Source organism: Deefgea sp. CFH1-16, from assembly GCF_016881365.1.
Lineage (GTDB): Bacteria > Pseudomonadota > Gammaproteobacteria > Burkholderiales > Chitinibacteraceae > Deefgea.
Genome location: NZ_WLYT01000001.1, coordinates 43,522 through 68,192, shown reverse-complemented (window position 1 = coordinate 68,192; position 24,671 = coordinate 43,522). Strand labels below are relative to the sequence as shown.

At 49.2% G+C, this 24,671-nt stretch carries 32 protein-coding genes, 2 tRNA genes and 2 pseudogenes; 8 read left to right on the top strand and 28 right to left on the bottom strand.

Going from position 1 to position 24,671, the window contains the following annotated elements:
- Window positions 1–163 precede the first annotated feature (163 nt).
- From GKO28_RS20810 to GKO28_RS20795, 4 genes are read right to left on the bottom strand one after another with little or no spacing between them, the layout of a single operon-like run.
- Window positions 164–499, bottom strand: coding sequence for a protein adenylyltransferase SelO family protein (locus GKO28_RS20810; RefSeq protein ID WP_282099187.1), 336 nt, complete (start codon window positions 497–499; stop codon window positions 164–166).
- Complete coding sequence (locus GKO28_RS20805) at window positions 496–843, bottom strand: protein adenylyltransferase SelO family protein (protein WP_282099186.1); 348 nt, start codon at window positions 841–843, stop codon at window positions 496–498. Before GKO28_RS20805 ends, GKO28_RS20810 begins: the two co-directional genes overlap by 4 nt.
- Complete coding sequence (locus GKO28_RS20800) at window positions 812–1,036, bottom strand: protein adenylyltransferase SelO family protein (RefSeq protein WP_282099185.1); 225 nt, start codon at window positions 1,034–1,036, stop codon at window positions 812–814. The genes GKO28_RS20805 and GKO28_RS20800 overlap by 32 nt, the downstream gene beginning before the upstream one ends.
- Entirely contained in the window at window positions 1,020–1,631 is a 612-nt protein-coding gene (locus tag GKO28_RS20795) for a protein adenylyltransferase SelO family protein (protein WP_282099184.1), read from the bottom strand. Before GKO28_RS20795 ends, GKO28_RS20800 begins: the two co-directional genes overlap by 17 nt.
- 63 nt (window positions 1,632–1,694) lie before the next feature.
- On the opposite strand from GKO28_RS20795, the pseudogene ybaK reads away from it, so the two are divergent.
- A pseudogene (ybaK, locus tag GKO28_RS00380) lies at window positions 1,695–2,179 on the top strand (Cys-tRNA(Pro) deacylase).
- Window positions 2,180–2,182: 3 nt separating this feature from the next.
- Here ybaK and GKO28_RS00375 read toward each other — a convergent pair.
- From GKO28_RS00375 to GKO28_RS00325, 12 genes are all read right to left on the bottom strand, one after another.
- Window positions 2,183–2,683: a hypothetical protein gene (locus GKO28_RS00375; protein ID WP_182074994.1), complete on the bottom strand. Its 501-nt coding sequence runs from the start codon at window positions 2,681–2,683 to the stop codon at window positions 2,183–2,185.
- Between the two features lie 91 nt (window positions 2,684–2,774).
- On the bottom strand, window positions 2,775–3,296 hold the full coding sequence (locus GKO28_RS00370) for a tetratricopeptide repeat protein (protein ID WP_247646653.1): 522 nt from the start codon (window positions 3,294–3,296) through the stop codon (window positions 2,775–2,777).
- A gap of 73 nt (window positions 3,297–3,369) precedes the next feature.
- Entirely contained in the window at window positions 3,370–3,798 is a 429-nt protein-coding gene (locus GKO28_RS00365; protein ID WP_182074992.1) for a response regulator, read from the bottom strand.
- Between the two features lie 117 nt (window positions 3,799–3,915).
- Window positions 3,916–4,341, bottom strand: coding sequence for a nuclear transport factor 2 family protein (locus GKO28_RS00360; RefSeq protein WP_182074991.1), 426 nt, complete (start codon window positions 4,339–4,341; stop codon window positions 3,916–3,918).
- On the bottom strand, window positions 4,338–5,120 hold the full coding sequence (locus tag GKO28_RS00355) for an SDR family NAD(P)-dependent oxidoreductase (RefSeq protein ID WP_182074990.1): 783 nt from the start codon (window positions 5,118–5,120) through the stop codon (window positions 4,338–4,340). The genes GKO28_RS00360 and GKO28_RS00355 overlap by 4 nt, the downstream gene beginning before the upstream one ends.
- Before the next feature lie 2 nt (window positions 5,121–5,122).
- Window positions 5,123–5,647 (bottom strand): DUF3833 domain-containing protein, encoded by a 525-nt coding sequence (locus GKO28_RS00350; RefSeq protein ID WP_182074989.1) that lies wholly within the window; start codon window positions 5,645–5,647, stop codon window positions 5,123–5,125.
- A complete protein-coding gene (locus GKO28_RS20790; RefSeq protein WP_282099183.1) occupies window positions 5,644–6,021 on the bottom strand; it encodes a hypothetical protein in 378 nt (125 codons plus the stop codon). Before GKO28_RS20790 ends, GKO28_RS00350 begins: the two co-directional genes overlap by 4 nt.
- Entirely contained in the window at window positions 5,969–6,928 is a 960-nt protein-coding gene (locus GKO28_RS00345) for an MFS transporter (RefSeq protein WP_282099182.1), read from the bottom strand. The genes GKO28_RS20790 and GKO28_RS00345 overlap by 53 nt, the downstream gene beginning before the upstream one ends.
- Window positions 6,925–7,458 carry a chalcone isomerase family protein gene (locus tag GKO28_RS00340; RefSeq protein WP_182074988.1) on the bottom strand — a complete coding sequence of 178 codons (534 nt, stop codon included), beginning with the start codon at window positions 7,456–7,458 and terminating at the stop codon, window positions 6,925–6,927. Before GKO28_RS00340 ends, GKO28_RS00345 begins: the two co-directional genes overlap by 4 nt.
- Window positions 7,459–7,462: 4 nt before the next feature.
- On the bottom strand, window positions 7,463–8,674 hold the full coding sequence (locus tag GKO28_RS00335; protein WP_182074987.1) for a cyclopropane-fatty-acyl-phospholipid synthase family protein: 1,212 nt from the start codon (window positions 8,672–8,674) through the stop codon (window positions 7,463–7,465).
- Window positions 8,671–9,486, bottom strand: a complete 816-nt coding sequence (locus tag GKO28_RS00330) for a DUF1365 domain-containing protein (RefSeq protein WP_182074986.1) — start codon at window positions 9,484–9,486, stop codon at window positions 8,671–8,673. The genes GKO28_RS00335 and GKO28_RS00330 overlap by 4 nt, the downstream gene beginning before the upstream one ends.
- Window positions 9,483–10,763, bottom strand: a complete 1,281-nt coding sequence (locus tag GKO28_RS00325; protein ID WP_182074985.1) for an NAD(P)/FAD-dependent oxidoreductase — start codon at window positions 10,761–10,763, stop codon at window positions 9,483–9,485. The genes GKO28_RS00330 and GKO28_RS00325 overlap by 4 nt, the downstream gene beginning before the upstream one ends.
- Before the next feature lie 109 nt (window positions 10,764–10,872).
- Here GKO28_RS00325 and GKO28_RS22065 point away from each other — a divergent pair, with 109 nt between their 5' ends.
- Together GKO28_RS22065 and GKO28_RS00320 are read left to right on the top strand one after the other, a co-directional pair.
- Complete coding sequence (locus GKO28_RS22065; protein WP_307838917.1) at window positions 10,873–11,124, top strand: helix-turn-helix domain-containing protein; 252 nt, start codon at window positions 10,873–10,875, stop codon at window positions 11,122–11,124.
- Complete coding sequence (locus GKO28_RS00320; RefSeq protein ID WP_247646231.1) at window positions 11,084–11,482, top strand: hypothetical protein; 399 nt, start codon at window positions 11,084–11,086, stop codon at window positions 11,480–11,482. Before GKO28_RS22065 ends, GKO28_RS00320 begins: the two co-directional genes overlap by 41 nt.
- 73 nt (window positions 11,483–11,555) lie before the next feature.
- Here GKO28_RS00320 and GKO28_RS00315 read toward each other — a convergent pair.
- A tRNA-Leu gene (locus GKO28_RS00315) sits at window positions 11,556–11,642 on the bottom strand.
- Window positions 11,643–11,676: 34 nt separating this feature from the next.
- Window positions 11,677–11,763, bottom strand: a tRNA-Leu gene (locus GKO28_RS00310).
- 103 nt (window positions 11,764–11,866) lie between these two features.
- On the opposite strand from GKO28_RS00310, the gene rnr reads away from it, so the two are divergent.
- Window positions 11,867–14,233, top strand: coding sequence for a ribonuclease R (rnr, locus tag GKO28_RS00305; protein ID WP_182077357.1), 2,367 nt, complete (start codon window positions 11,867–11,869; stop codon window positions 14,231–14,233).
- Window positions 14,234–14,404: 171 nt separating this feature from the next.
- Here rnr and GKO28_RS00300 read toward each other — a convergent pair whose 3' ends face one another.
- Window positions 14,405–14,758, bottom strand: coding sequence for a hypothetical protein (locus tag GKO28_RS00300; protein WP_182074984.1), 354 nt, complete (start codon window positions 14,756–14,758; stop codon window positions 14,405–14,407).
- A 123-nt stretch (window positions 14,759–14,881) separates the two neighbouring features.
- On the opposite strand from GKO28_RS00300, the gene GKO28_RS00295 reads away from it, so the two are divergent.
- From GKO28_RS00295 to GKO28_RS00285, 3 genes are read left to right on the top strand one after another with little or no spacing between them, the layout of a single operon-like run.
- Window positions 14,882–15,241 (top strand): hypothetical protein, encoded by a 360-nt coding sequence (locus GKO28_RS00295; RefSeq protein WP_182074983.1) that lies wholly within the window; start codon window positions 14,882–14,884, stop codon window positions 15,239–15,241.
- A gap of 26 nt (window positions 15,242–15,267) precedes the next feature.
- Window positions 15,268–15,966, top strand: coding sequence for an SIMPL domain-containing protein (locus GKO28_RS00290; RefSeq protein ID WP_203563799.1), 699 nt, complete (start codon window positions 15,268–15,270; stop codon window positions 15,964–15,966).
- Window positions 15,966–16,379 (top strand): protein YgfX, encoded by a 414-nt coding sequence (locus GKO28_RS00285; RefSeq protein ID WP_182074981.1) that lies wholly within the window; start codon window positions 15,966–15,968, stop codon window positions 16,377–16,379. Before GKO28_RS00290 ends, GKO28_RS00285 begins: the two co-directional genes overlap by 1 nt.
- Here GKO28_RS00285 and GKO28_RS00280 read toward each other — a convergent pair.
- From GKO28_RS00280 to GKO28_RS00260, 5 genes are all read right to left on the bottom strand, one after another.
- The gene (locus GKO28_RS00280; protein WP_182074980.1) at window positions 16,374–16,862 is read right to left on the bottom strand and encodes a GNAT family N-acetyltransferase; all 489 of its coding nucleotides are present in this window, start codon (window positions 16,860–16,862) and stop codon (window positions 16,374–16,376) included. The two genes, GKO28_RS00285 and GKO28_RS00280, sit on opposite strands and share 6 nt — an antisense overlap.
- A gap of 96 nt (window positions 16,863–16,958) precedes the next feature.
- A complete protein-coding gene (locus GKO28_RS00275) occupies window positions 16,959–18,737 on the bottom strand; it encodes a DEAD/DEAH box helicase (RefSeq protein ID WP_182074979.1) in 1,779 nt (592 codons plus the stop codon).
- Between the two features lie 130 nt (window positions 18,738–18,867).
- The gene (locus tag GKO28_RS00270; RefSeq protein ID WP_182074978.1) at window positions 18,868–19,818 is read right to left on the bottom strand and encodes a mechanosensitive ion channel family protein; all 951 of its coding nucleotides are present in this window, start codon (window positions 19,816–19,818) and stop codon (window positions 18,868–18,870) included.
- Window positions 19,819–19,940: 122 nt separating this feature from the next.
- Window positions 19,941–20,288, bottom strand: a complete 348-nt coding sequence (locus GKO28_RS00265) for a VanZ family protein (protein ID WP_182074977.1) — start codon at window positions 20,286–20,288, stop codon at window positions 19,941–19,943.
- A complete protein-coding gene (locus tag GKO28_RS00260) occupies window positions 20,285–20,929 on the bottom strand; it encodes a Smr/MutS family protein (RefSeq protein WP_247646227.1) in 645 nt (214 codons plus the stop codon). Before GKO28_RS00260 ends, GKO28_RS00265 begins: the two co-directional genes overlap by 4 nt.
- 164 nt (window positions 20,930–21,093) lie before the next feature.
- Here GKO28_RS00260 and GKO28_RS00255 point away from each other — a divergent pair, with 164 nt between their 5' ends.
- Window positions 21,094–21,360 (top strand): hypothetical protein, encoded by a 267-nt coding sequence (locus GKO28_RS00255; RefSeq protein ID WP_203563798.1) that lies wholly within the window; start codon window positions 21,094–21,096, stop codon window positions 21,358–21,360.
- Here the strand turns inward: GKO28_RS00255 and GKO28_RS00250 are convergent.
- The 4 genes and pseudogenes from GKO28_RS00250 to GKO28_RS00235 form a co-directional block, all read right to left on the bottom strand.
- Window positions 21,355–21,948 (bottom strand): membrane integrity-associated transporter subunit PqiC, encoded by a 594-nt coding sequence (locus tag GKO28_RS00250; RefSeq protein WP_182074976.1) that lies wholly within the window; start codon window positions 21,946–21,948, stop codon window positions 21,355–21,357. The genes GKO28_RS00255 and GKO28_RS00250 overlap by 6 nt on opposite strands.
- Window positions 21,945–23,594, bottom strand: coding sequence for an intermembrane transport protein PqiB (locus tag GKO28_RS00245; protein ID WP_182074975.1), 1,650 nt, complete (start codon window positions 23,592–23,594; stop codon window positions 21,945–21,947). The genes GKO28_RS00250 and GKO28_RS00245 overlap by 4 nt, the downstream gene beginning before the upstream one ends.
- A pseudogene (locus GKO28_RS00240) lies at window positions 23,587–24,223 on the bottom strand (paraquat-inducible protein A). Before GKO28_RS00240 ends, GKO28_RS00245 begins: the two are co-directional and overlap by 8 nt.
- The gene (locus GKO28_RS00235; protein ID WP_182074974.1) at window positions 24,223–24,666 is read right to left on the bottom strand and encodes a paraquat-inducible protein A; all 444 of its coding nucleotides are present in this window, start codon (window positions 24,664–24,666) and stop codon (window positions 24,223–24,225) included. Before GKO28_RS00235 ends, GKO28_RS00240 begins: the two are co-directional and overlap by 1 nt.
- Window positions 24,667–24,671: the final 5 nt, after the last annotated feature.

Sequence of the window (24,671 nt, the reverse complement as noted above, 5' to 3'; positions counted from 1 at the left end):
GCTAAACTAATGGCCGTAATGGTATCTAAACCAGTGAAAATTTCGGGCATGGTTCAATTGTTACAAAAAGATGATGCGGCGAATTATCGCAGAATCTGTTGTATTCCGTTGGCTTGTTTATGGTGTTAGATCAGAATAAGCTGAAAAAAATGCCCGCTGGCCGTTACGAAGAACAGCTCACTGACAGCGTGCTGGCCCAGTCTGGCGGTAGATCGGCGTAATGATGGTTTTCAATCTGCTCAGCAAAAGGCTGCGCTAAGCAGGCACGCAAACGCTCAATTTCACTAAAATCTTGATGGTCTTCTGCCTGACGAATGGCGATTTCTGCTAAATGATTGCGTAAGATAAATTTAGGGTTGTAGCTAAGCATCGCGCGGCTACGTTCAAGACTCGATTGCGGATCTTGTGCTAAGCGTTCGCGATAACGAGCCAGCCAAGCGGCAAAATCGGTTCGATCTAAAATAAGATCGCGCAGCTGTGCGTCGTTTTGTCGCGTCATCCAGTGCGATAATGTGCGCCAAAAATAAGTCCAATCGGTGTGTGCGCGCCTTGTAGTAATTCAAATAAATCGGTCGCTAGAGCCCAGTCTGGTTCGTGCCATACCGTTAGTCCAAGTTTTTGTCGTAGTTGCTCAGCAAAAGCGGTTTCAAATTGCGCTTGATATTGACTGAGCGCGGCCAATAAGTCGGTTTTTGCTATCAGAGGTAATAATGCTTGCCCAAGGCAATGTAAGTTCCAGAGCCCGATTTGTGGCTGTTGCTGGTACGCATAGCGGCCAGTGTCGTCTGAATGATTGCAAATATGGCCGGGGTTAAATCCGTCGAGAAAAACCGAACGGACCATAATCCAGTGTGAGGCCAAGGATAGACATATTGTCTGAATTCATCACCCCGTGACAAAAGCCCACCGCCTGCCATTGGGCGATGGTGCGCGCGGTTTTTTCGATGACCTGAGTAAACATCGCCAGATAGGGCTGTGCTGCGCGCTGGCATTCCGGGTAGTGGTATTGCAAAGTCCAATCAGCCAGCTGCTGCAAGGCTTCGATGGTTATTACGATAATACTGATGTTCAAAATGGCCAAAACGAAGCAAGGTTGGTGCTAGCCGAGTCAATACTGCGGCGGTTTCGCGGGTTTCTCGCCAAATGGTTTGGGATGAACCGCCGATGCCAAGTGCCCGAGTTGTAGGAATACCCAGGCCATGCATTGCCTCGCAGCATAAGTATTCACGGATGGTTGAGCGCAATACCGCCCGACCATCGCCGCGGCGAGAATACGGCGTGGGGCCCGCGCCTTTGAGTTGAACTTCCCAAACCTGCTGCTGCGGATCGGTGAGTTCGGCGGTGATTAAAGCTCGGCCATCACCCAACTGACCGGCATTGATGCCAAATTGATGTCCTGAATACACTGTGGCAATCGGCGTGGTGTCTTGCGGTGTTTGATTGCCCACTAGATAATCAGCTAATTGCAGTTGTTCATTTTGTGGTGCCAAGCCCAGTGAGCTGGCCAGCGGCGCATTCCATGCCACGACGATGGCTTCAGGCATTGGCGTAGTGGGTGTTTCGCGATAAAACGGCGTGCCTAAAGCTTGAAAACGAAGTGCTGCTGGCAAGTGCTTGAGCTGAGCGGGCATGGTGAATATGGTTGAGTAATTTAGTCGGTTATTATGCCGCAAGTTTAGCGAGTTAGATGATGAATGAAAAAAATATCAGTCACAACGGCGATACGCGCTTTGCGTGCCCATCAAGTGAACTACACCGAGCATCTTTATCATTATGAAGAAAAAGGTGGGACTGCAGTTTCGGCGCGAGAATTGGGCGTACCAGAACATGCGGTAATCAAAACCTTGATTATGGAGAACGAAAAAAAAACAGGCGCTGGTGGTGCTGATGCATGGTGATTGTGAAGTGTCGACCAAAAATTTAGCGCGGATTATTGGCTGCAAAGCCATTAATCCTTGTGTTCCTGAGGTGGCCAATAAACATAGTGGCTTTATCGTTGGCGGCACTTCGCCATTTGGAACGAAGAAAAAAAATGCCGGTCTATCTGCAAGAGTCGATTGCGGCTTTAGATAAAATTTACATCAATGGCGGACGGCGAGGCTTTTTGGTGGGGATGAGCCCCGCTGACTGTATTGCGGTGTTGCAACCGCAGTTGGTGGATGTGGCCATTCACAATTAATGGTCAAACAATTGTTTGCACGTCTTGGCTAAGACTGTGCTGTGTGCCGGCATCAATCAGGCCATTTAAGCGTTCAATCATGCCACTGGCAACGGTGATTAAGGCGTCACGTTCTTTTTTATCGATATTGGGTTTGGTTTTAAGATATTTGACAATGGCATGACTGGTCGAGAGCATCAGTCGGTTGTTGCAGGTGCTTTGTGCTGCGGGCAGTAAAATATCGATGGCTTCGGTGAACTCGGATTTCAGCATGTGTTGAACGCCTCGATTATTGAGATCGTTAACGTCTTGACCGATTTGTTGGATATAAGCCTTCCATGCTGGCCGCATATTGGCGGCGCTTTCGAGTAGGCCGGAGATATGGCGGGTGGTAATGAAACGCTGGCTGATATGTTGTAGCCATTTATAAGGTGCAGCATCTCCCGACGGGGTTTCGCCATCTACGGTTGCGGGGCAGATTAAGTCCGCCGCCATAATGAAGCTGGTGGCGATTTCTTGTGTCATTTCCGGGTGACTTAAATGAATTTCGATTTCATTGAGTAGCTGTGGTTTGCCTTCGTAAATGGAGGTAGCAATAAAATCAATGATTTTGTTTTTAAACGGTTTGGTCTTTTTTGGCGATTTCTTTTACGAGGCGCAGGTATTTTTCTGCATCGGACGAATTATTTTCTCGCCGGGCGGCCAATGCCAGCTGCAACACTGTGTCGGCGCTGAGTGCGGCGGAGTTGCCACCGCATTTAACGGCTTGCTCGAGTAATTTTTTGGCTTTGGCGGAGTCGCCCAGCATATTGGCTAAATTGCCCGCTTTTTGCAGACGGCTGACATTATTGGGTGTCATTGCGAGGCATTTTTCAAATACCGCCATCGCTTGGTCTAGCCGGCCATCGGCCATATACATCGATGCCAGTTCTTCGTACGCATCGACGTACTGAGCATGCTCAACAATCGCCGCTTGCAGCGCACCTTCAGCTTGATTTTTTTTGCCTTGGCGCACTAGCGCTTTGGCAAGCCCCAGCTTGGCCCAAGGAATCATTCTTTGGCTGAGGATTTCTTCAAATAGCAGTCGAGCTTGTTCGAGTTGCCCGGCTTCAAGTAACAAACTAGACAGTAGTCGCATCAAATCGCTGCGAAAGCCTTCGGCCTTGGGGATCAGTTCTTTGGCGGCAGTAATAGCGCCACTGATGTCATCTTCATTGATTTTGTCGTAGATTGGCTTTAAAAAACCGTTTGCGCTTCCACGCCAGCGAAAGGCGTTGCGTTAGTAATGCACTGGTGAAGGGTTTGATGAGGTAATCATCAGGGCCAATTTCGGCGACGGCAACGACTTTTTCATACGCAGCTTCGGCGGTGATCATGATCCAAATGGTGTAGAGCGGTAATTCGCTGCTTTGACGTAGCTCTTCAAGTAGTTCTTGCCCATTCATGCCTTCGCCAAAATGGTAGTCACATAAAACGACATCGTATTGCGCGTTACGTAAGCGGCGACGGGTTTCGCCAATACTGCTGGCTGCGTCCACTCGATTAATGCCGCACTGTGCCAATGTCATTCGGAGTGATTGCCTGACAGTGGGGGCATCATCTGCAATCAGCACATGCGCTTGAGAGAAATCATCGGCCATTTCGATCTGACTTTTTAGCTGTAGTAGGCTTACTATCGACTATTTTTCTCTAAGCTCAAGGCTTGCAGGTGTTTCTAGTATTTAACTGCACATTGATTGTTGTAGTACTACGGCAAATTAATCTGAACTGACCACAGCAAAATGTTGGCGTAGCCAGCGAATTGGCGCGCCGACGATGGGAAGTTTTTGCAGCAATTCTTCGGCAGCATCCCAATAGTCGCGATGTAATGTGACCAGACCCTCGTCATTAAACACTAAATGTGAGCCGCCTACGATTTGATAGGGCTTGCCATTGAGGTTAAATTCAAAGGTCCACGTTACAAAGGCTTGCTGATGTTGGGCGATTTGTTCGCCAATCACAAAGCGTGGATTTTCGGTGGTGGCAAACATGTGCTTGAAAATGCCTTCAATCGCAGGCACCCCCGTCACGTCATTAAATGGATCTTTAAAGCGTGCCGTTGGCGCGTAAAACTGGGCTGCGTATTGCAGCGTTTGCGGCGTCAGCGTGCTGTACCAGTTTAAAAGTGGGATTAAGGTGTTCATGGGTTTTTTACCAAATGAGAGAGCAGTGCAAATCGGCAACGATAGGGCAGCAGTTGCAGTAATTTTAATATTTGGGTAAAGCGCCATGGGAAATGGATTTCAAATTTCCCTGCGCTGATGCCGTGCCAAATCGCGCTGGCGGCTTGTTCTGGCGTTTGCAAGGCGGGCATAGTGAAGTCATTTTTAGCGGTCAGATGCGTTTTCACAAAGCCAGGATTAATCAGATAGACATTTAATCCTTTGGGGTGCAAATCGCCATACAAAATTTCGGCCAAATTAATCATTGCCGCTTTAGTTGGGCCGTAAACGCTAGCGTTGGGCAAACCCATGTAGCCGGCCACACTGGCGATTAAGCCAATGCCACCGCTGCCGCGCGCAATCAGTTCGGGCAAAATAGTGGCTAAGCCGCTGTAAACGCTGCCAAGATTAGTTTGTAAAGTTTGCGCCGCAGTGGCGGGATTGACGTCCCAGCTGCGCTCAGGCCGGTAATCGGCTGCGCAAAAGACGATCAAATCCACACCGCCTAATTGGGCGACAATTTGGCCGTAGCTGCTTTGCCATGCAGCGGTGTCGAGCACATCAAACGGTAAGATCATTGCTTTGGCGTGTTGCTGGGCGACTTGCTCTAGTTGCGGCTGACGGCGCGCCGATAAAATCACCGATGCGCCTGCAGCCAAAGCGTGCTGAGCCAGCGCTGCGCCAATACCGCTAGAAGCACCGATCAACCAGACGCGTTGCCCTGCCCAATCTTTGATCGGATGATTTAAAGGGGCAAACATGGCTAGTCTCTTTTCTTGAAAAACAGCGTCACTTGGCCAAGCTCAAAGCCAAATTTTTGCATACTAGCGCGATTGATCATGGCTTTGTCGTCAATCAGGAGCATCCAATCATCAAACTGCACTTCATAGGTTTTGCCATCTACCGGTAAAAACATCGTGTAGCGCCAATTGAGCGCGTTGCCGGCAATTTTGCCAACCGCTTCACCTTTCACATCATCCGCAGTGCCGCGCCAAGAACCATCGGCAGCTTTGCTTAGTGTCCAAATCCGCTGCTGCGTGGTGCCATCGTCGTATTTGAATTGCTCGTCAAGCACCAGTTTGCCGTTATGGTGCGTGCCGGTGATTTCGACATGAAAACGCTTCACTACCTCGCCGCTGCGTTTTTGAAACATGCCCCAAGCGTCGGTTTTGCCGACAAAGTAATGCACTAAATCGAGTTTGGGCTCCGCCTTTTGATATTGCGCCACATCCGGTGACGCGCAGGCGGTCAGTAAGCCACACAAGGCGGCGATGATGGATTTTTTCATGATGAAACTCCTGCGGGTTCGGTTTTGATACCAGTGAGCAACAAAAACGCAGCCAATTTGAATGCACAAGGCACGCCAGCGTAAACCCAAGCCAACGCCGGCCCAGCTGGGCTGCCCGGTTGATAGTCAAGCGCTGCTAGTGCCGGAAGGGCCAGTCCAGACAGCGCCAGCGCTAATTTGCCGAGTAAGGTCCAAACGCCGAAATAACTGGCGGGTGAGTGGTCGTGGCGGATCAGCTTGGCCAGCAGCACCGGTGGCAAAGCCAAATCAGCGCCCAGCGCTAGTCCTGCGGCGATGCAGACGATGAGATAGGCGATGATGTCACCCGCGCCCAAGGTGGCCGCGGAGCAAAATGCCACAATCGCCAACACCATGCCCCAGCGCCAAGCGCATAAAACGCCGATTTTTTTTGGCGGCCATCACCCACAGCGGTAAGCCGATCGCGGCGGCGATAAAGTAGCTGGCTAAAAATGCGCCCGCGTAGCTGGGCGCTTGTAGCCTATCGTTGATGAAAAACAGCGCCAACGTCGATGGAATCGCCACTGAAATCGCATTTAAAAAGTAGGGTGGCAACAGTTGGCGAAAACCTTGATGCGCTTTCATCAAAGCCCAAGTGGCTCGCCAACTTGGTGCTGTTGCAGTGCCTTTGGCGCGTTGCCATGCGGGGGCAAATTTGAGTAGCACCGATACGGCCAGTAGCAAAATAGCGGCAAAGGCGATGCTGTAATAGCTTAAATTGCTGTTCAGTGCGGCGGCGGCGGGGCGGCTCATGATCCAGCTTGGAATCACGCTGGCTAAAATCACGCCCAACAAGCCAGCGCCTTCGCGCCATGCTGCCGCGCCTAATAATCCTTGATCGCTAGTGGATGCGCCGGCATCTATGCGTGCGCCCCAAGTTAAATAGGCGATATTGAGCATGCTGTGCGCGGTATAGGCAGCAATCAGCATGGCAGCAAGCCATAGCGCCAGATACATCGTATTGCCAGTGGGGACTGGCGGTAGCCATAAACCTAAAAATGCCAAAGCTAACAGCGCGGCACTACCCCAAAACCACGTACTGATATTGCCATTGAGTCGGTCAATCCAACGCCCAAGCAGCGGATCTTGAAAGGTATCGACTAAACGCGCTAAAAATAACACCCAGCCGGTCAATCCCAGCGCCAAACCCAGTTGGCCACTGTAAAAAGCCGGGATTTGTACGTACACCGGTAAGGCTGCCATCGCCAATGGCAGGCCCAGTAAACCGTAGCTGGCGTAGGCCAATGGGCTGATGGCTTTCATGGTGAATTGCCTAATAATTGCGCGCGCAAATCTTTGTCTTTGCTGCGCGCGTCAAACCAAATGGCAAAAAAAGCTTTGGCAAACTCAGGGTTGCGAATGTCGGTGAGTAATTTACTCCCGCTATAAAAGCGAACCCCTTCATTGGGGATAAATACGCCAATCAACTGATCACCTGCTTTGACATCCGTAAATGCGCGCTGCATTTCGCCTTCCCAGCGCTTGAGCGTGTCGGCGCTGTAGCGCGTACCAAATAGCCGCTTCATTTCGTCCAAGCTGGTTTCAACAAATTGCTCGCGACTGATATTGCGGTGATACGTCAGCTCCAAGGCGAACGGAGCATTCAAATCAAATGGCTTTTTTTCGCTCCATAATTTGGCGGTATAAATCCGCAAGCCAAACCAGCGCAAATCGCCGCTACCGATGGCTTGCGCTTGCGGTAGATGATCGCGCCAAACTGCTGCCTGTGCAGGTATAGCGATGCAGGCCATAGCCAATAAAGCGGATAGGGCAATACGGTTGATGATGAGCATGACCTTAATCTTTTTTCAGCAAAAATTGCACGACATCGGTTTTGCTACCGTCAAATCCCGCCTCGCAGTAAGCAAAATACAGCCGCCAAATTTTCATAAATTTTTCATCAAAGCCTTGGGCGCTGATGGCGGCTTTTTCAGCTTCCCAGTCGGCGCGCCAGCGGCGCAAGGTTTCGGCGTAATCGCGGCCAAAGTGATATTGATCAAGGGTGGACAGGCCTGCTTGACTGGCTTTTTGATTAAAGCGCTCCGGGCTAGGTAACATGCCGCCGGGGAAAATATATTGCTGAATAAAGTCGGTGCTGCTGCGATAGCGCTCAAACGCCGATTCGTTAATCGTGATGGTTTGGATTAAGGCTTTGCCGCCCGATTTCAGGCGTGCGGCGACGGTTTTGAAGTATTCCGGCCAGAATCGCTCGCCCACGGCTTCAAACATTTCAATCGATACAATCGCGTCGTATTCGCCTTGCAAATCGCGGTAGTCACAGATTTCCAGTTGCGCGAGATCGCCCAAATCTTGCGCTGCGATGCGCTCTTGGGCGATGGCCAGTTGCGCTGGTGAAATGGTGACGCCGTGCACTTGAATGCCAAGTTTTGCCGCATGTTCGGCAAAACCGCCCCAGCCACAGCCGATTTCCAGTACGCGGCTGCCGGCGCGCAGACCGAGCACGTCGATAATGCGTTGGTATTTGGCGATTTGCGCGCTGTGTAGTGATTGCGCGTAATCGCCGTGAAAAATCGCACTGGAATACGTCCAGCTTGGATCGAGCCAACGTTGGTAAAAAGCATTGCCAATATCGTAGTGCGCATGAATATTGCGGCGGCTGCCTTGGCGAGTATTGGGGCGTAGCCAATGTTTGATGCGGTACCACAATGTTGCTAGCTTGCCGCCAAATACCATTTTATCGAGCACGGTTTCATTGCGTAGTGCCAAATTGAGCACCGCAGTCAGGTCAGGGCTATCAATCCAGCCCGCTTCGTAGCTCTCGGCAAAGCCAATGTCGCCTGCCCGCAAGATGCGGCTGCATGCGCGCCAGTCGTTCACTTGCAAGGTGGCCGACGGCGGTTGATGCAAGTTGCCAAACATCAGATGTGTGCCTTCGGGGGTGATCAGCTGTAAATGGCCATGCTGCAAACGGCCAAGTAAGTTTAAAAATAATTTGGCAGCGGTCGGCGCGCTGCGCGAAATACTTTGAATAACTTGAGTTTGATTCATGATGTCAGCTCCGATGCTTGCGCGGCGACTTTGTTGGCGATGGGGTGGATTGCAGTGGTCAATTCAATAGTTGGCGGGGCGGGTTTGCTAAAAAACGGCACCCGTTTGCGCCATAAATGAAATGCTTGCCAGTGAATTCGAGCGAATACGCCTAGTGTTAATAAGGGCTGCGCGAAGAGTGCGCGCCACAGTGTTTGGCGATTGAGATCGGTACGTTGGCCGCCGACGGCGGTTTTAATCAGTAGGCCGTCGACATCAAAATAATCAATGCCCACCCAGGTGGTTTGCGCTGTATCGCGAAAGCCAAATTGATAGTGGCCTTGCACTTCGCAAAATGGTGATACGTGCATCATTTTGATGCATTCAAGACGGGTATCGGCTTCTATGCATTGTTCATCATGGGCTGCAATTAAATACTGGTGCGTTTCACCAAAGGTGTTGTTGACTTCAGCGAGCACCGCGCGCAAACCGCCTTCGCGGTCGTAGCAATACCAAAAACTCACTGGATTAAATACAAAACCAAAAACGCGTGGAAAAGTGTGTAGCCAGATTTCGCCGTCCGCCGTGATGTCATTTTGCGCCAACACATCACGCATCCATTGTTCTAAATCGCTGCCATCTTTTGGGCCGTAATCTTGGGTGTAAATCGCCACGGGCCGCCAGCGATTTAGGCCAAAGCCACTTACGTTGATATCGCCCAAGCGCGCTAAATTGAGGCGCAGGCAAAATACGGGATACACAAAGCGGTTTTGGGCTGGACGTAAACGCTGGTGCATGACTTGGCCGCGAATGATTTGCGCTGGAGCGTTCATGGCAAGGTGGTCCAAGCTGGGGCGAGGTCAAAATCAGCGACCACGCGCAAGGCCGATTTCAAGCCGTCTTCATGAAAACCATAGCCGGTCCATGCGCCAGCAAACCAAGTGCGATTTTGCCCTTGAATGGTGTGTAACTGCGCTTGCGCGGCAATCGCCGCGTGATCGAACACCGGGTGTTGATATTCAAACTGCGCTAATACTGTTGCCGGTACTGGCGGTGTGAACGGATTGAGGGTGACCACCACCGGTGTTGCAACAGGCAGATTTTGCAATTGATTGAGTAAATAGCTGACGCAGACGGGACGTTGTCCATCAACATTAGCGCCGCCAAGGTAATTCCACGCTGACCAGACTTTTTTAAGTTTGGGTAATTGCTGTGGGTCAGTATGCAAGACGGCTGTATTGACTTGGTAACGTACCGCCGACAGGAGCGCCGTTTCGGCGGCGCTAGCGTCACTTAACATGGCAAGGGTATCGGGGGCGTGTGTAGCAAAGATGACCGCATCAAATTGTTCTGCGCCCATGTCGGTGTGCACTAGCACGCCGTCGGCGAGGCGCTCGACGCGCAATACCGGCGTTTGCAGGCGGATGTCGGTCAAAGTGGCGGCGATTTTGCGCACATATTCTCGTGCACCACCTTGGACGGTTTGCCATTGCGGCCGATCGTTGACTTGGAGTAGCGCGTGATTAAGGCAAAACCGCAAAAAGGTCGAGGCGGGGAATTCTAAAATATCATTGGGTGAGCTTGACCAAATGGCCGCAGCCATCGGTAATAAATACGCATCGCGGAAAGTATTGCCGTAATTGCCGCTTTTTAGAAGTTCACCTAAGGTGGCTTTGCTGTGTAGGCTGGCTGCGAGGTTTTCATTGGCGGCCGCATTAAAGCGCAAAATATCGCGCAGCATGCCGATGAACGATGGTGAGAGCAGTCGGCGGCGTTGCGCAAAGACGGTGTTTAGATTCGTTCCAGCCCATTCCAGTGCGCCTTCATCAAGTGATACGCCAAACGACATGTCAGTTGCGTAGGTATTGACCCCCAGCTCAGCAAACAAAGCGATTAGATTCGGATACGTCGCTTGGTTAAATACCAAAAATCCAGTATCAACAGGGTGAGTTTGTCCTTCAACAGTGATGTCGACCGTATTGGTGTGGCCACCCAAATAGCGCCCAGCCTCAAATAGCACCACATCGTGGCTGCGGCTTAAAAAATAAGCGCTGGCTAAGCCGGAGATGCCAGAGCCAATCACTGCGATGCGTTGCCGAGTTAAATTCATCGTTCTTCCTGCCGTTCATCATCATGGGTAGTTTGTGTTTTGCTACTTAAGTGCTAACATTACTACTAATTCAAAATAATATCTACTAATTAGTAGCGGAAATTTACCGATGAGTATCTTTAGCAAATTAAGCTTCAAAGACCAAGCCTTCAAATTGCGTGAGAATGCAATTTTGGATGCGACGACGGCCATCCTCGGCACCAAGGGTTACGATTTGATGACGATGGACGATGTTGCTAACGCAGTCGGTATTTCTAAACCCAGCTTATATAAGCATTTCAAATCCAAAAGAGGATTTAGTTGGCGAGGCTTTAATTCGTTTGATCGATGGGGCGATCGATTTTTTAGCGCAATTAAATAATGAATTAAGTGCGATTGATCGACTGGTGGCTTTGCTGGAGTGGGCGTTGCGAGTACGACTAGAGGGTGGGATGCCATTTTTGCCGTCTACCAGCACGCATGTGCGTGATATGTTGATGCGTAACTTGAAGTATGTCACTCGGGTGTTGAAACTCAATGGGCAGCTTGAAAAGCTGGTGCTGGCAGCGCAAAAAAAGGGGGATTTGAACCCAGAGCTGCCAAGTGATGTCATTTTATTTAGTTATTACTCACGCACCTGTGATCCGGCAGTCGAGTATTTGCAAAAATTTAGCAAAATGGACAACGACGCTATCGTGGCGCATATATTGCAAGTGGCTTTAGGTGGTTTACGTCCTTGAGTGCGGCGCGTACATACAAAAAACCCCACAAACCTAAGTTTTATGGGGTTTTGCATTCTACTGTATTTACTGATGGTGCCCAAGAGAAGACTCGAACTTCCACACCCTTGCGGGCGCTAGGACCTGAACCTAGTGCGTCTACCAATTCCGCCACCTGGGCATTTCTGATACAGTGTGTAAAGAAGTTGAAAAGTTGGTGCCCAAGAGAAGACTCGAACTTCCACACCCTTGCGGGCGCTAGGACCTGAACCTAGTGCGTCTACCAATTCCGCCACCTGGGCTCTTCAACTGCGCTACAATATCGCGGCGCCACTTACAGAAGGGCGCAATAATATTCAAACCTAGAAATGGTGTCAATAAAAAACTATGAAAAAAACGGTTCCGATGGATAAATTTCAAAATGAGAAATCCCCAGCGAAGAAACCTGTGCGAGCCAAAAAACTAAAAGGTTTGCGAGCACAAGATCCTTATTTGGCACGTGAGCGCGAGCGCTATGAAAATCCTTTGCCTTCTCGCGAATTTATTTTGCAAGTGTTAGAGCAGCATGGTGCGCCGATGTCGGCGTTTGATTTGGCTAAGCAATTAGATATTTTGTTGATTGAAGAGGTCGCATTTGAGCGACGTCTGCAGGCAATGGGCCGTGAAGGCCAATTACTGATTAATCGGGCCGGCGCTTTATGTCTGCCAGAAAAAGTTGATTTAATTCCTGGTAAAGTACAAGGCCATCCGGATGGTTTTGGCTTTTTGATTCCGGATGACGGCAGTGATGATTTATTTCTTGGCCCTAAAGAAATGGACAAAGTGCTGCACGGTGATCGCGTACTGGCGCGCAAGATTGGCGTTGATCGGCGTGGTCGTCCTGAAGGGGCGATTGCAGAAGTGCTCGAGCACGTTAATTTACGTTTAGTCGGCCGCTTGCATTGCGAGCGTGGCGTGTTCTTTGTGACGGCGGAAGACAAGCGGATTAGTCGTGATATTCAAATCGAACCATCAGGGTGTGGTACTGCGCAGGTGGGGCAGGTCGTGATGATTGAGATGCTGACTCAGCCATCGCGTTATACCCAGCCTGTGGCACGCGTGACCGAAGTGCTTGGTAATTATGATGATCCGGGTATGGAAATTGAAATTGCCCTGCGTAAACATAATTTGCCGCATGTGTTTTCGGCGGAAGCAGAAGCGTTAGCGCGCAAAATGCCCAAAAAAGTACGCAAACTGGATTGGAAACCAGAAAACGGGGTTGAACGGGTTGATTTGCGCGATATGCCGTTGGTGACCATCGACGGTGAAACGGCCAAAGACTTTGACGATGCGGTGTATGCCGAGAAAAGCGGCAAAGGCTGGCGTTTGGTGGTAGCCATTGCCGATGTGAGTCATTACGTTCGTCCGGATGATGCTTTGGATTTAACCGCGATTGAGCGCGGCAATTCGATTTATTTCCCACGCCGCGTGATTCCGATGTTGCCCGAGCAAATTTCAAACGGTCTTTGTTCGCTTAATCCTGATGTCGAGCGCCTGTGTATGGTGTGCGATATGAAAGTGAGCGCCAAGGGCGCGATTAAAGGCTATCAATTTTACCCCGCGGTGATGCTCTCTAAAGCCCGGTTTACCTATACCAAGGTATGGGATATCTTGCAAAACCCCGCAGGTGAAGTCGCGCAGCAATATACCCAGCAAGTGCCGCATTTGCAGACGCTGTACGCGCTGTTTCAAGCGTTTGCCAAAGCCCGTGCCGAGCGCGGCGCGATTGACTTTGAAACGACAGAAACTGAAATGCGTTTTGATGACAAAGGCAAAATTAGCGAAATCGTGCCTGTGGTGCGTAATGATGCGCATAAATTGATCGAAGAGTGCATGTTGGCTGCCAATGTCTGCGCTGCCGATATTTTGCTGAAAAAAGAGCATCCCGCTTTATACCGCGTGCACGAAGGTCCTACGCCAGAGAAACTGAAAAATCTGCGTGAATATTTGAAAACAGTGGGCTTGAGTTTGGGCGGGGATGACGATCCAACCGCCAGCGACTACGCCAAATTACTCAATTCATTCAAAGACCGTTTGGATGCGCCGCTTTTGCAAACCATGCTGTTACGTAGTTTGTCACAGGCAGTGTATAGCCCAGATAACGAAGGCCATTTTGGTTTGAGTTATGAGGCTTACGCGCATTTCACTTCGCCAATTCGTCGTTATCCCGATTTGTTGGTGCATCGCTCGATCAAGGCGATTTTGGCTGGCAAGAAATATAAGCCAGCAATGAAGTGGGAAGCTTTAGGGGTGCAGTGCTCGATGACTGAGCGCCGTGCTGATGAGGCGAGCCGCGACGTTCAAAACTGGCTCAAATGCTACTTTATGCAAGATAAAGTGGGTGAAGAGTTTGAGGGTTCAGTGTCGGCGGTAACCGGTTTTGGGATGTTTGTTTTGCTCGATAAGGTGTATGTCGAGGGCTTGGTGCATGTATCTGAGCTAGGAACAGATTACTTTCATTATGATGAAAAGCGCCGCGAGTTAAAGGGTGAGCATAGTGGTAAGGTCTATCGCTTGACCGATCGCGTTAAAGTGCGTGTGGCGCGGGTTGATTTGGAAACCAGTAAGATTGATTTTGTGCTGGTGCTGGATGCTGCTGAGCGAGAGCGCCAATCTAAACCGACTGCGCCAAGATCGAGTCGTACACGTGGCGGAGAAAAAAAACCCAGCGCGTACGGGTACGCGTTCTGTATTGCGCCAACCGGCGGCGGTGAAGCCGGAAGGTCAGCCTAAGGCGGGGGCAGCACCTGCAGCAACGAGTAAACCCTCGGCACGTCGTCGGCGTCGCCGCTAATAAAATAGCCAGCCTTTTTGGGGCTGGCTATTTTATTGGGCTTTATGCCGCACTTTGCTCGCCAGTGTGAGGCGGCTAAAGTTTATTTAGCTGCGGCGTGTGTTGGGTTTTTAGCTGTTTGTGAGTTTGTTGAGTAGTTGCTGTTGTTGGTAACTTAATGAATGCAATTGAAATTGGTGCCGAAAAACACTGACATGCCCAATTAAGGCGCTATTAATAAATTTACCTGTTAAATCAAGGGTGTTTCTAGTGCTTTCCATGCCAAGGTATTCGTGAACTTCGAGCATTAGACGTGCTTCACTACCGGCTTTAAATTCAGTGGCTGAAATTAAAGTTAATATATCGGCATTGGCTTCAGTAATTTTTCCTTCGAAGGCTTGTGTGTGATGCTTAGGTATAATTGCAGCGCGCCAACGAACGAATTTGCGTTTAGAATTGGATAAATTGATTGTATTTTGCGACATGAATTAAATGATTACCAAAAATAAATAATGACACAGGAACTGCGCCAGTTTAAAGCCTATTGGCCTAATTTGGCTTGTTATTATTTAAATTGAGATTAAAACTGACTTATTTTGGAGTAATGTATGTTTATTGTTGACCGTTCTGCTGCGATTATTCGCCCAAAGCTGGCATTTTTGAATTGGTTAAATCAATTGCCAGATAATGACGTTGTATTAACCTTGGATGAAATTAGAGCGGATTGTACTGTGCTGATGGTGCCAGAAGCGGCCGAGCCAGAAGATGCGATTGCGTATATTGATGAAATCGCCGATAAAATATTTGCGATGGAATTGGCGTCATGGATCATTGATGAGACTTTGTGGCCAGAAAAGCGCAATTTAAAATTGTTTTGGGAGTGGTTTGATGTAGAAATCCATTTGGGTGTGATGGATGCCGTTGCGGAAGAAATTCATAATACCCCCGCAGATCATAGCTATCATTAATTGCAATGACTTTTATATGAGGTTTCATGATGCATAAATTGGGTTTGATGTGTGCTTTGTTGGCGGGTTCAGTTTGGGCGGCAGAGGTGCCGCAACGGAATCTGGTTAATTTTGAGGCGGTTGCCAGTCGTGAAGTGAGTAATGATCTGGCGACGGCCACTTTATTTGTTGAGCTAAGTGATGCTAATCCTGCGCGACTGGCGGAAAAAGTGAATCTGGCTTTGTCGGGTGCGTTGAAAACATTAAAGCAATATCCTGCGGTGCAATCGGCGGGGACGACGTATGCGACTTACCCGGTTTATGGTAATAAAAGTAATAAGCAAGAAGGTTGGCGTAGCCGAGGTGAGTTGCAATTAACGTCGAAAGATTTTGCGGCTTTGTCGCAATTGATTGGTGATTTGCAAGCCTCATCTGGGTTGCAATTGGCTGGGGTGCGCTATAGCGTATCTGATGCTGCCAAAAGCAAAGTCGAGGAGTTGCTGATCGAAGAAGGTATTGCGGCATTTAAACGCCGGGCGGCACTGATTCAGCGCAGTATGTCGGCCAAGGATTGGAAGTTGGTGAATATGAATATTAATACTGGTTACCGTCCTGAGCCTCGTGTCATGATGATGCGTAGTGCGCCGATGATGGATGCGGCGGTGTCTGCCGCGCCAGCGCCGATCGAAAGTGGTGAAAGCCATGTGCAGGTGAATGTGAATGGCAGTATTCAACTGGGTGATTGATGTTACCGATTGATTTGCAAATTAACCCCGTGTCATTTTGGCGACGGGGTTTTTTATTATTGATTTTTCTGTTGGCGATTGCGGCATGTCTAGTGCTTCAGGCGGCTTGGGCGCTGCTTTTGGCTTTGTTTTTATTCGGCATTTTTCCTTTTTACTGGACTCATACCGAAACGATTGCGGTGGTTCGTGCGTGCTCTGAGGGGGAATTTCGGCTGTTTGATCATCAGGGTGGAGAAATTAATGCGCGTTTATTGCCAAGTAGTGTGGTCACGCAGGCGTTGATTGTTTTGCATTTTGAAGATGAAGACCAGCATAAGATTAATTTGATCTTGTGGCCAGATAGTGCCCCCAGCGAATCGTTGCGACAGTGGCGGGTTTGGCTGCGCTGGGTGTGGTCAGAGCGGTCGTTATAGTTGGCGCAGCATGCAGATGGCATCTTCGCCATAGGCGGCTGGTAATGATGTGGGTAGCGGTTTGAATTGGTGTTTTCGCCAAAAATGATCTGCGCCCAATACCGCAACGAGCATCACTTGTGAAAAATTAGCGTGGATTGCCCATGTTACGGCGTGTTGTATGAGTTGCTCGGCTAATTTGTTGCCACGAGCGCCGGGTGAAATAGCGAGGTCGTGAATATAAAATCGATCAGCGGCTGCGGGTAGATGACTGAGCTGGGTGTTGAGTGCTGGCGGTTTTTCACCGAACCAAGGGTGGCAGAATAAATAGCCGCTGATTTGCTCATTGAGGGTAATCACCCATGAGGAATGAGGGGCAAGCTGCTGCTTTTGTTGTAGTGCCTGCGCAGTTTCAATGAATTCTATGGGGTAGCAGTCCGATTGCAATGCGAGGATGGCATTAAAGTCATCGGGATGCATGAGTCGAATTTTTCGGCTAATCATGGTGTATTGTTTAGGATGTGTTGGTGTGGTTCGTTTCTAGCGAGATACCTAAATAAAAAGGCAGCCTAGGCTGCCTTTTTATTTTAAGCGAAAGCTTTATTCGAAGCGACCGCCGCCACGATTGCCGCTTGGCTTGCCTTGGTAGCCGCCGCCAGTGCTGCGACGTTGACCGTCACCGCCACGACCTGCGTAACCGCCGCCGGTGCCGCCATCACGGTTACCTTGGTAGCCGCCAGTACGTGGTGCAGCTGCGCCATCACGGTTGCCTTGGTAGCCGCCGGTGCGTGGTGCTGCGCCGTCGCGGTTGCCTTGATAGCCACCTGAACGAGGTGCTGCGCCATCGCGGTTACCTTGGTAGCCGCCGGTACGTGGTGCGCCATCACGGTCACGGCTTTGGCCGGTGCCGAATGAACGTTGTTCACGGGGTTGACCTTGATAGCCGCCATCACGTGGTGACGAATCGCTTGGGCGGTGGTGACCTTGGTAACCAGCTTCGCCACGTGGGTGAGTGCCTTCACTACGGCCGCCGTTATAGCCTTCGCTACGACCAGCATCACGATCACGATTGCCTTGGTAGCCACCGCCTTCACGGTTGCCTTGATAGCCACGACCGCCACCGTTACCACCGGCTGGACGACCACGACCACCACTTGGACGACCACGATCATGACCGCCGCCAGAACCAGCGCGACCAGGTTGGAAGCGCGCTTCCAAGCCTTCGATGACTTGTGTGCTGAAGTCAAGATTGTATTGACGACGAATACGCGTCAATAAAGTGAAATCATTTTTTGTTACTAATGACACCGCTTCACCAGTGCGACCGGCGCGGCCAGTACGACCGATACGGTGAATGTAATCTTCGCAGAAGCGTGGCAAGTCAAAGTTCAATACTAATGTAATACCGGCAACGTCAATACCGCGTGCGGCAACGTCAGTAGCAACCAATACATCGATATCACCTTTGCGCAAACGATCTAAGGTGCGACGACGATCACGTTGTGCTAAGTCACCGTGCATTGCTGCTGCACGGAAGCCTTCCATTTTTAACCATTCTGATAATTCATCAGCGCTGATTTTGGTTGCAGTGAAGACGATGGCTTGTTGGCCTTCGTTTTTCTTGAGCAAGGCTGCCGTTAATTTTTGTTTGTGTTCGTAACCATCAGCGTAATGTACTGATTGTTCGATTTGCGCTTGCATTGTTGCTTGAGCGGCCATTTCAACCAATTTCGGTGCTTTTAACATTGGCACGGCGAAGCGTTGAACTGATTCGGTCAAGGTTGCAGAGAACAGGGCAGTTTGACGCTCTTTTGGTAGTGCATCAACAATGGCTTCAACTTCGTCGATAAAGCCCATGTCCAGCATACGATCGGCTTCGTCAAGAACGAGCATTTCCAAGCGTTTGAAGTCAATACGGCCGCTGCGCATCAAGTCAGTTAAACGACCTGGTGTCGCTACCAAAACTTCGTAAGGTTGCGATAGTAATTTGTTTTGTACTGGGTAAGGCACGCCACCCACAACAGTCACGACTTTGCAGCGTGGAATGTTGCGGCACAAATCAGTCGCTACTTTTGATACTTGCTCAGCGAGTTCGCGAGTCGGTGTCAAAACGAGGATACGTGGGCCACGGGCAGTGTGTTTTGCTTCTTTAGTCAGGCGGTGCAGGGCAGGCAGCAAGAAGGCGGCTGTTTTACCAGTACCGGTTTGTGCTGAAGCCATAACGTCGTTGCCAGCAAGTAATTCTGGAATCGATGCCGCTTGAATTGGTGTTGGGGTGTTGAAGCCTTGTGCGGCTAAAATGTCAGTCAGTTGCGAGGCAAGGCCTAGTGTTACAAAAGCATTAGGCGTAGTTGTTTCAGGCGCAGTAGTATGCGGCATTGAGTTGTCCTTGTAAGGTATCGGGCTGGAAAATCCAGCGCAGCATCGACGCCAACCAGGAACAACCGCTTTATCAAAAGCACGCGGGAATAAGGTTAGAGGCGATGACGGGGCTAACGAGTATCGTGCGCTAAAAATAGAGGCACGGATGAAGGAGGCGAATTATGCCGACTTGTTGCCAATTATGCAACATATTTGTTGTGATTGTTTGAATAGTCACACAATAGCTGCTAGGCGATGGGATAGATGGGGACTTTTCTGAGGAAGTCTCGCAATACGCGCTGCTCAATTTGTGCGCGCAAACCCATGGTGCGGGAAGTTGCAGCTGAAGTCCAATGAATTCGATTTCGTCGAGAATCAGGCGCACGCGTGGCTCTTGAAGTGGCGTGTCCATCACGTAGTCACTTGAAATCTCTTTGGCGTGTTGCGCTAATTCATCCATGTATTCCGAAATAATCTCGCGACCACACTGTAAAAGCACGGTTTCGGCCAGTTCCCAGTCGGCATCTCGGGCGACATTGATATGAATCGTTTGAATGGCAAAATTACCCATCATGGTTTCATTGTAGACGGGGTTACCAAACAGCATTGAATTGGGGATTTTAATGCCACGGCCCACTGTGCCTTTATGGTGCTCGGCACGGCTCGATTCGACTAGCGTGGTGGAAATTAAATTGATATCGAGTACTTGTCCTTTGATGCCCGCGATTTCAATGCGATCGCCGACTTCATAAACATGGCTGCTGGTGCGGTAAATTGAGCCGAGCATGCACAAAATGACTTCTTTCGTGGCCAGCACAAAGGCGGCGGCGACAGCAATTAAAGAAACGGCAAAGGCTTGGATCTCATTACCCCAAATTAAAATAATGCCGAGAACAAAAAAGCCCAGTGCAATATTGCGTAAGGTCACCAGCCAACGGCGCTTGATTTCCACCGATAGATCGTTGCGATGCAAAATGGCCGAGCGAATTGCTGCGCGCATTGAAACGATGGCGATGAGTAAAAACAGCGTAAACAGTGCGTCGCGCAAGGTTGAACGATCAAGTAAAAATGGCAGTGAGTGCTCAATAAATTGATTCATGGGTATATCTATAGCCCCCTTAGTGCAAATAATCTTGATGGCTATACCATACGATATTCTCTAAGCTTCGAGCAATGCATTGTTACCAAACCGAACTGTTTCACTGCTTTGATCGTTTGGGTTTAAGTGGCCTGAGTATGGCGTAAATACAGATATGCTAAGGTGATGCCGATTGCTGCGCCAATGGCATTGGCCAGCATGTCATATAGATCAAAGCTGCGCCACGAGGTGCAGGCTTGAGCAAATTCGACGGCAACGCCCATTAAACTTGCTAATAGCCAAGCTCGCCGTGGTTGCTGCCAAATCAGTTGGCCTAAACCCGCAAGCACGGCGTAGCCGATAAAGTGCTCAATTTTATCGCCATGATTGCCGCTCGGTGGTCCAAGCGGAATTAAAGAGCCGATCCAAATACCGGCCATCCACAGATAAAAGGCAAAACGTAAATACGGTTTATTGGCTGAGTGTTTCATAGCTGACCTGATTTAATAAGAATTAAGACCGCGCCAGCGCTGCCTTGAAATGGATTGGCTTGAGCAAACGCCAATACTTCGGGCATTTGGACTAGCCAGTTTTTTAGCTTGAGTTTCAACACCGGAATACCATCGGTAGAGCTTAAGCCTTTACCGTGGATAATTCGAGCGCAGCGCAATTGCCGTTGCTGGCAGTGATGTAAAAATTGCGCCACTTGCCGGCGTGCGGAGTCAATGTTTTCTCCGTGTAAATCAAGCTCGGCTTCGACGCGCCATTCCCCACGTTTAAGTTTACGTAAGGTATCGAGTTTTTGGCCGGGCTTCATGTGCATGAGTTGTTCACCTGCCTCAAGCTCGTCCCATGGCCAAAAATCGCTCATTGTGTCATTTAAAATGGGGCTGGCAACGTGTAAGCCTTTGGGCCAAGGGCTTGGCGTTGGACGTGTATGCTGTACTGTTGGTGGGCCAGATAATACTTGCACGCCTTTCATCGCGGCTAAAAATAGTGCGTGATCGCTCTCTTGGGCGGTTTTGGTCTTGGCTGCTGGTAGGTGGGGAGCTTTTTTTGCTTCACGCAGTTGCTTACGTAAACGCTTTAACTGTTGCGTTGTTTCTTTATCCATATTGGCACTTCGAATCATCGTAGAATGTCATTTTGTATTTCAACTGTATTTAATCATGCTAGAAAAAATTCGCTTAGATAAGTGGCTGTGGGCCGCACGATTTTTTAAAAACCCGTTCATGCGCTGCGCGTGCGATTGACGCGGGGCATGTGCATTTCCAAGGTCAACGTGCTAAATGTGCGATGCCGCTTAAAGTTGGAGACCTGATTAAAGTGCAAGCTGCGCATGGCGTGTTTGAAGTGCAGATCGTGCAATTGAGTCAGCAGCGCGGGTCGGCTGAAATAGCGCGAACTTTATATCAAGAAACCCCTGAAAGTATAGTGCAGCGTGAACGCGAGCAGTATGCGCAGCAATTGCAGCCGCATTTTGATCATCCGGATATTAAAGGTCGCCCGAGTAAAAAATGGCGGCGTCAATTGCAGCAAGCCATTGATCGCCAAACATCATAGTTTATGCTCGGTGGCTGGGAGAGTTTGGATTACTTTTGCTGCCAGTGTAGCCAGCGCTTGGTTATGCGCCACAATCAGTCCATCAATGCTGTTGTCACTCGCCACTTCATGGATGATCTCATGTTGGGTGCTGATGCTTTGAAAGTTGTGATCTAAATAAGTCCATTGCACTTCAAGTGTAATCCCTTGGCTGGGCATTGATTCGAAACGAAGTACTTGCATCGAAATAGTCAGTTCGGTGTTTTTGGCCGGGAGTTGCGGCCAAGTATTAATATTGGGGTTTTGGCTGAGGCGCGTTAGATTGAGCGCCAGCACATTGAGGATTTGCTCTTTCAGGGGAGACGCCCAGAGGCGTTGCTCAAGTAAGGTGACTTGTTGCGGGTTTTTTTGGATGACAATCGGTGGTCGATCAACGCTGGCAGGAATGTGGATCGGGTTGATGTAAATGTTTCTTGCGGTTTGCCATTGCAAATTAGGCGTTGTTGTTGCGCTCAGCGTGTAAAAATATTCTTTCGGGCTGCTGCAGCCAGTTAGCGAAAGTAAGAATACCGCGATGAAAGCGATGAGGCGCGATGGTGTTATTTTCATGGTTGATCTGCCTTACGACCTTGAATGAGTGCCTCTGGATGACGATTCAGATAGTCTGATAATGCACGTAATGATTGTGCGGCTTTACTGAGTTCTTGTAGCGTTTGATCTAGATTTTGCTGTACCGGAGACTCTGGCTGCAAGGTGGTTTGTACTTGCTTAAAAGCACCCTCAGCACTCTTTAACGTGCCTTTCGCTTCGGGAAGCAATTCTTGATCAATTTTATGAATCAATGCATTACTTGACGTGAGCGTTTCTTGTAATTTTTTGAGTGTTTGGTCGGTATTTTGGCCGATCGACTGCAGTGGGATTTGGTCTATTTTTTTAACAATCGATGCAATTCTGTTTTGAATTTCATTTAGGCTGCTGTTTACGCTCGGCATTTGTGGCGGATTGCTGGCCCAATTGATTCGCGCTTTTTTGGCGTTGGGTACATAATCCAGCGCGATATAAAGTTGTCCTGTAATCAGATTGCTGGTTCGCATTTGCGCGCGCATGCCGTTTTCGACTAAGCGATTGATGATTTTTTTCTGATCGGCCACGCTGAGGGCTTGATTGTCATCAGTTTGTAAATTACGGAAACGATCGGGGTAAATCGCAATGGTGATGGGCAGCTCAATATCGGATTTGTTTTTAGCCAAAACTAATTTAATCGATTGCACTTCACCCACTTGGATGCCGCGAAAATCAACGGCGGCACCAACTGCAAGGCCGCGGACCGAGTCTTTAAAGTGAATGACAAAAGGTAGTTTGTAGCTATCATTGCTTTTCATCGCAGCGGCTTTATTATCGGCTAATAAAAAGCGGCTACCTGCTTTGGCAACTGCACCGGGATCTTCTCCAGGTGGCGATTGGAATGCCAAGCCACCGATGACAACAGAAGCCAATGACTGAGTTTCAATGCTCAGTCCGTTGCTATTGAGTGCAACGTCAAAACCACTGGCGTGCCAAAAACGGCTGTTATCAGTGACAAATTGGTCATAAGGCGCGTGGACAAAAATCGAGACCGAAATAAATTCGCCACTGGGATCAAGCTTAAATGACGTCACTTCACCGACTTGTAGACGACGAAAGAAAATGGGCGTGCCGTTGCTGATTGAGCCCATGTTTTGGGCCTTGAGTGTGAACTCTCTGCCGGGTTGGTTTGACGTGATGACGGGTTGAGTTTCTAAACCAGTAAAAAACCGTTTGCTATCTGGTTTGCTGGTGGGGTCAAGTGCGATATATGACCCAGAAAGTAAGGTCCCTAAGCCGGAAACTGTTCCGCCAGAGATTAAAGGTCGAACAACCCAAAACCGCGATTGTTCTCCGAGTAAATTATCGCTGCCATGCGTCATTTCAGCTGTGACTTTAACGCGTTGATGATCTTGGCTTAATGTCACGTTGCTGACCGTTCCAATCACCACATCTTTATATTTGACCTTGGTTTTGCCTGACTCTAGGCCGTCAGCACTATTAAATTCAATGGTGATGGTCGGGCCTTTGTTGAGTATCGCTTGTACGCCAATCCAGCTGGCAGCCAGAGCAGCAATAAAAGGGATCAACCAAATTAAGGTAGGGCGTTTCCGCTTGGGTTTGATTTTAGCTTGTGCAATGCTGCCGTCATTGATGTCATCGGCTGCGGGTGTATTGTGTGATTCAGTCATTTTCTTTGTCGTGTTCGTCCGATGGTAAATCCCAGATTAATCGAGGATCAAATGAAAGTGCCGCCAACATGGTGCAAATCACCACTAAGGCAAAAGCGATTGCACCAGGTCCTGCGGTGACGGAGGCAATTTGGCCAAAACGCACCAATCCGACCATCATTGCGGTGACAAAAATATCCAGCATTGACCAGCGACCAATGAACTCAACAATACGAAATAATCTTGCTCTTTCTAGGTTTCGCCATTGTTTTTTTTTTGCTTGCCGTCCAAGCGAGCAAAGTTAATATCAGCAATTTAAGCCCTGGAATGGTAATGCTGGCAGCAAACACCAAAATGGCCAGCGGCCAAGATCCCGAAGTCCAAAGATAAAATACGCCACTTAATATAGTGTCTTGTTCACTGCTAAGAATAGAGCTGGTATTCATTACCGGTAGTAAATTGGCCGGTATATATAAAATATACGCTGCAATAATAAATGCCCATGTGCGCTGTAGGCTATTGGGCTTACGAAAATGCAGCTGGCTTTGGCAGCGTGGGCAAGATTGGACTTGGCTGATTTGTTTGGAGAGTAGGCCGCATTGCGAGCAGTTAAATAGGCGCAGCGCGCTGGCGGTTAATGGTTTGGCCATTATTGGGGCGCCGGTGTTAATAGCTGCCAAATTTTCTTTGGGTTGAAGGTGGATAATGTCGCGGTTAATAGTAGCATTAATATAGCGATCGACCAGAGTGCGATATCCGGCTCAATGCGAGCCATCCCCATAAGTTTACTCAGTGAAATCAAGATGCCGAGCATAAATACTTCAATCATGCTCCAAGGGTGTAAGGCATTAAATATTTTCATCGGCACAATAATAAACTGAGGGCGTTTTCTCAATGCGATGGGGATTAATAAATACAATAAGATAAGTAGCTGCAAAGCAGGGGTGATGATGGTGGTGATGATGATAATGGCCGATAAATACCACATGTCTTGCTGATAAAGCGTTTCGGCAGCGCCAAAAATAGAGCATGAAATGCTTTCGCTACCAATTTGTAGCGTTAAAATCGGGAAGGCATTGGCCAGCAAAAGCATAAAAA

What these genes read in the sequence shown, in the direction of transcription:
- GKO28_RS20810 (WP_282099187.1), bottom strand. Translation starts at nt 499, where the DNA reads ATGACGCGACAAAACGACGCACAGCTGCGCGATCTTATTTTAGATCGA.
- GKO28_RS20805 (WP_282099186.1), bottom strand. Translation starts at nt 843, where the DNA reads ATGGTCCGTTCGGTTTTTCTCGACGGATTTAACCCCGGCCATATTTGC.
- GKO28_RS20795 (WP_282099184.1), bottom strand. Translation starts at nt 1,631, where the DNA reads ATGCCCGCTCAGCTCAAGCACTTGCCAGCAGCACTTCGTTTTCAAGCT.
- GKO28_RS00375 (WP_182074994.1), bottom strand. Translation starts at nt 2,683, where the DNA reads ATGACACAAGAAATCGCCACCAGCTTCATTATGGCGGCGGACTTAATC.
- GKO28_RS00370 (WP_247646653.1), bottom strand. Translation starts at nt 3,296, where the DNA reads ATGCGACTACTGTCTAGTTTGTTACTTGAAGCCGGGCAACTCGAACAA.
- GKO28_RS00365 (WP_182074992.1), bottom strand. Translation starts at nt 3,798, where the DNA reads ATGGCCGATGATTTCTCTCAAGCGCATGTGCTGATTGCAGATGATGCC.
- GKO28_RS00360 (WP_182074991.1), bottom strand. Translation starts at nt 4,341, where the DNA reads ATGAACACCTTAATCCCACTTTTAAACTGGTACAGCACGCTGACGCCG.
- GKO28_RS00355 (WP_182074990.1), bottom strand. Translation starts at nt 5,120, where the DNA reads ATGTTTGCCCCTTTAAATCATCCGATCAAAGATTGGGCAGGGCAACGC.
- GKO28_RS00350 (WP_182074989.1), bottom strand. Translation starts at nt 5,647, where the DNA reads ATGAAAAAATCCATCATCGCCGCCTTGTGTGGCTTACTGACCGCCTGC.
- GKO28_RS20790 (WP_282099183.1), bottom strand. Translation starts at nt 6,021, where the DNA reads ATGGTGTTGGCGATTGTGGCATTTTGCTCCGCGGCCACCTTGGGCGCG.
- GKO28_RS00345 (WP_282099182.1), bottom strand. Translation starts at nt 6,928, where the DNA reads ATGAAAGCCATCAGCCCATTGGCCTACGCCAGCTACGGTTTACTGGGC.
- GKO28_RS00340 (WP_182074988.1), bottom strand. Translation starts at nt 7,458, where the DNA reads ATGCTCATCATCAACCGTATTGCCCTATCCGCTTTATTGGCTATGGCC.
- GKO28_RS00335 (WP_182074987.1), bottom strand. Translation starts at nt 8,674, where the DNA reads ATGAATCAAACTCAAGTTATTCAAAGTATTTCGCGCAGCGCGCCGACC.
- GKO28_RS00330 (WP_182074986.1), bottom strand. Translation starts at nt 9,486, where the DNA reads ATGAACGCTCCAGCGCAAATCATTCGCGGCCAAGTCATGCACCAGCGT.
- GKO28_RS00325 (WP_182074985.1), bottom strand. Translation starts at nt 10,763, where the DNA reads ATGAATTTAACTCGGCAACGCATCGCAGTGATTGGCTCTGGCATCTCC.
- GKO28_RS22065 (WP_307838917.1), top strand. Translation starts at nt 10,873, where the DNA reads ATGAGTATCTTTAGCAAATTAAGCTTCAAAGACCAAGCCTTCAAATTG.
- rnr (WP_182077357.1), top strand. Translation starts at nt 11,867, where the DNA reads ATGGATAAATTTCAAAATGAGAAATCCCCAGCGAAGAAACCTGTGCGA.
- GKO28_RS00300 (WP_182074984.1), bottom strand. Translation starts at nt 14,758, where the DNA reads ATGTCGCAAAATACAATCAATTTATCCAATTCTAAACGCAAATTCGTT.
- GKO28_RS00295 (WP_182074983.1), top strand. Translation starts at nt 14,882, where the DNA reads ATGTTTATTGTTGACCGTTCTGCTGCGATTATTCGCCCAAAGCTGGCA.
- GKO28_RS00290 (WP_203563799.1), top strand. Translation starts at nt 15,268, where the DNA reads ATGATGCATAAATTGGGTTTGATGTGTGCTTTGTTGGCGGGTTCAGTT.
- GKO28_RS00285 (WP_182074981.1), top strand. Translation starts at nt 15,966, where the DNA reads ATGTTACCGATTGATTTGCAAATTAACCCCGTGTCATTTTGGCGACGG.
- GKO28_RS00280 (WP_182074980.1), bottom strand. Translation starts at nt 16,862, where the DNA reads ATGATTAGCCGAAAAATTCGACTCATGCATCCCGATGACTTTAATGCC.
- GKO28_RS00275 (WP_182074979.1), bottom strand. Translation starts at nt 18,737, where the DNA reads ATGCCGCATACTACTGCGCCTGAAACAACTACGCCTAATGCTTTTGTA.
- GKO28_RS00270 (WP_182074978.1), bottom strand. Translation starts at nt 19,818, where the DNA reads ATGAATCAATTTATTGAGCACTCACTGCCATTTTTACTTGATCGTTCA.
- GKO28_RS00265 (WP_182074977.1), bottom strand. Translation starts at nt 20,288, where the DNA reads ATGAAACACTCAGCCAATAAACCGTATTTACGTTTTGCCTTTTATCTG.
- GKO28_RS00260 (WP_247646227.1), bottom strand. Translation starts at nt 20,929, where the DNA reads ATGATTCGAAGTGCCAATATGGATAAAGAAACAACGCAACAGTTAAAG.
- GKO28_RS00255 (WP_203563798.1), top strand. Translation starts at nt 21,094, where the DNA reads ATGCCGCTTAAAGTTGGAGACCTGATTAAAGTGCAAGCTGCGCATGGC.
- GKO28_RS00250 (WP_182074976.1), bottom strand. Translation starts at nt 21,948, where the DNA reads ATGAAAATAACACCATCGCGCCTCATCGCTTTCATCGCGGTATTCTTA.
- GKO28_RS00245 (WP_182074975.1), bottom strand. Translation starts at nt 23,594, where the DNA reads ATGACTGAATCACACAATACACCCGCAGCCGATGACATCAATGACGGC.
- GKO28_RS00235 (WP_182074974.1), bottom strand. Translation starts at nt 24,666, where the DNA reads ATGCTTTTGCTGGCCAATGCCTTCCCGATTTTAACGCTACAAATTGGT.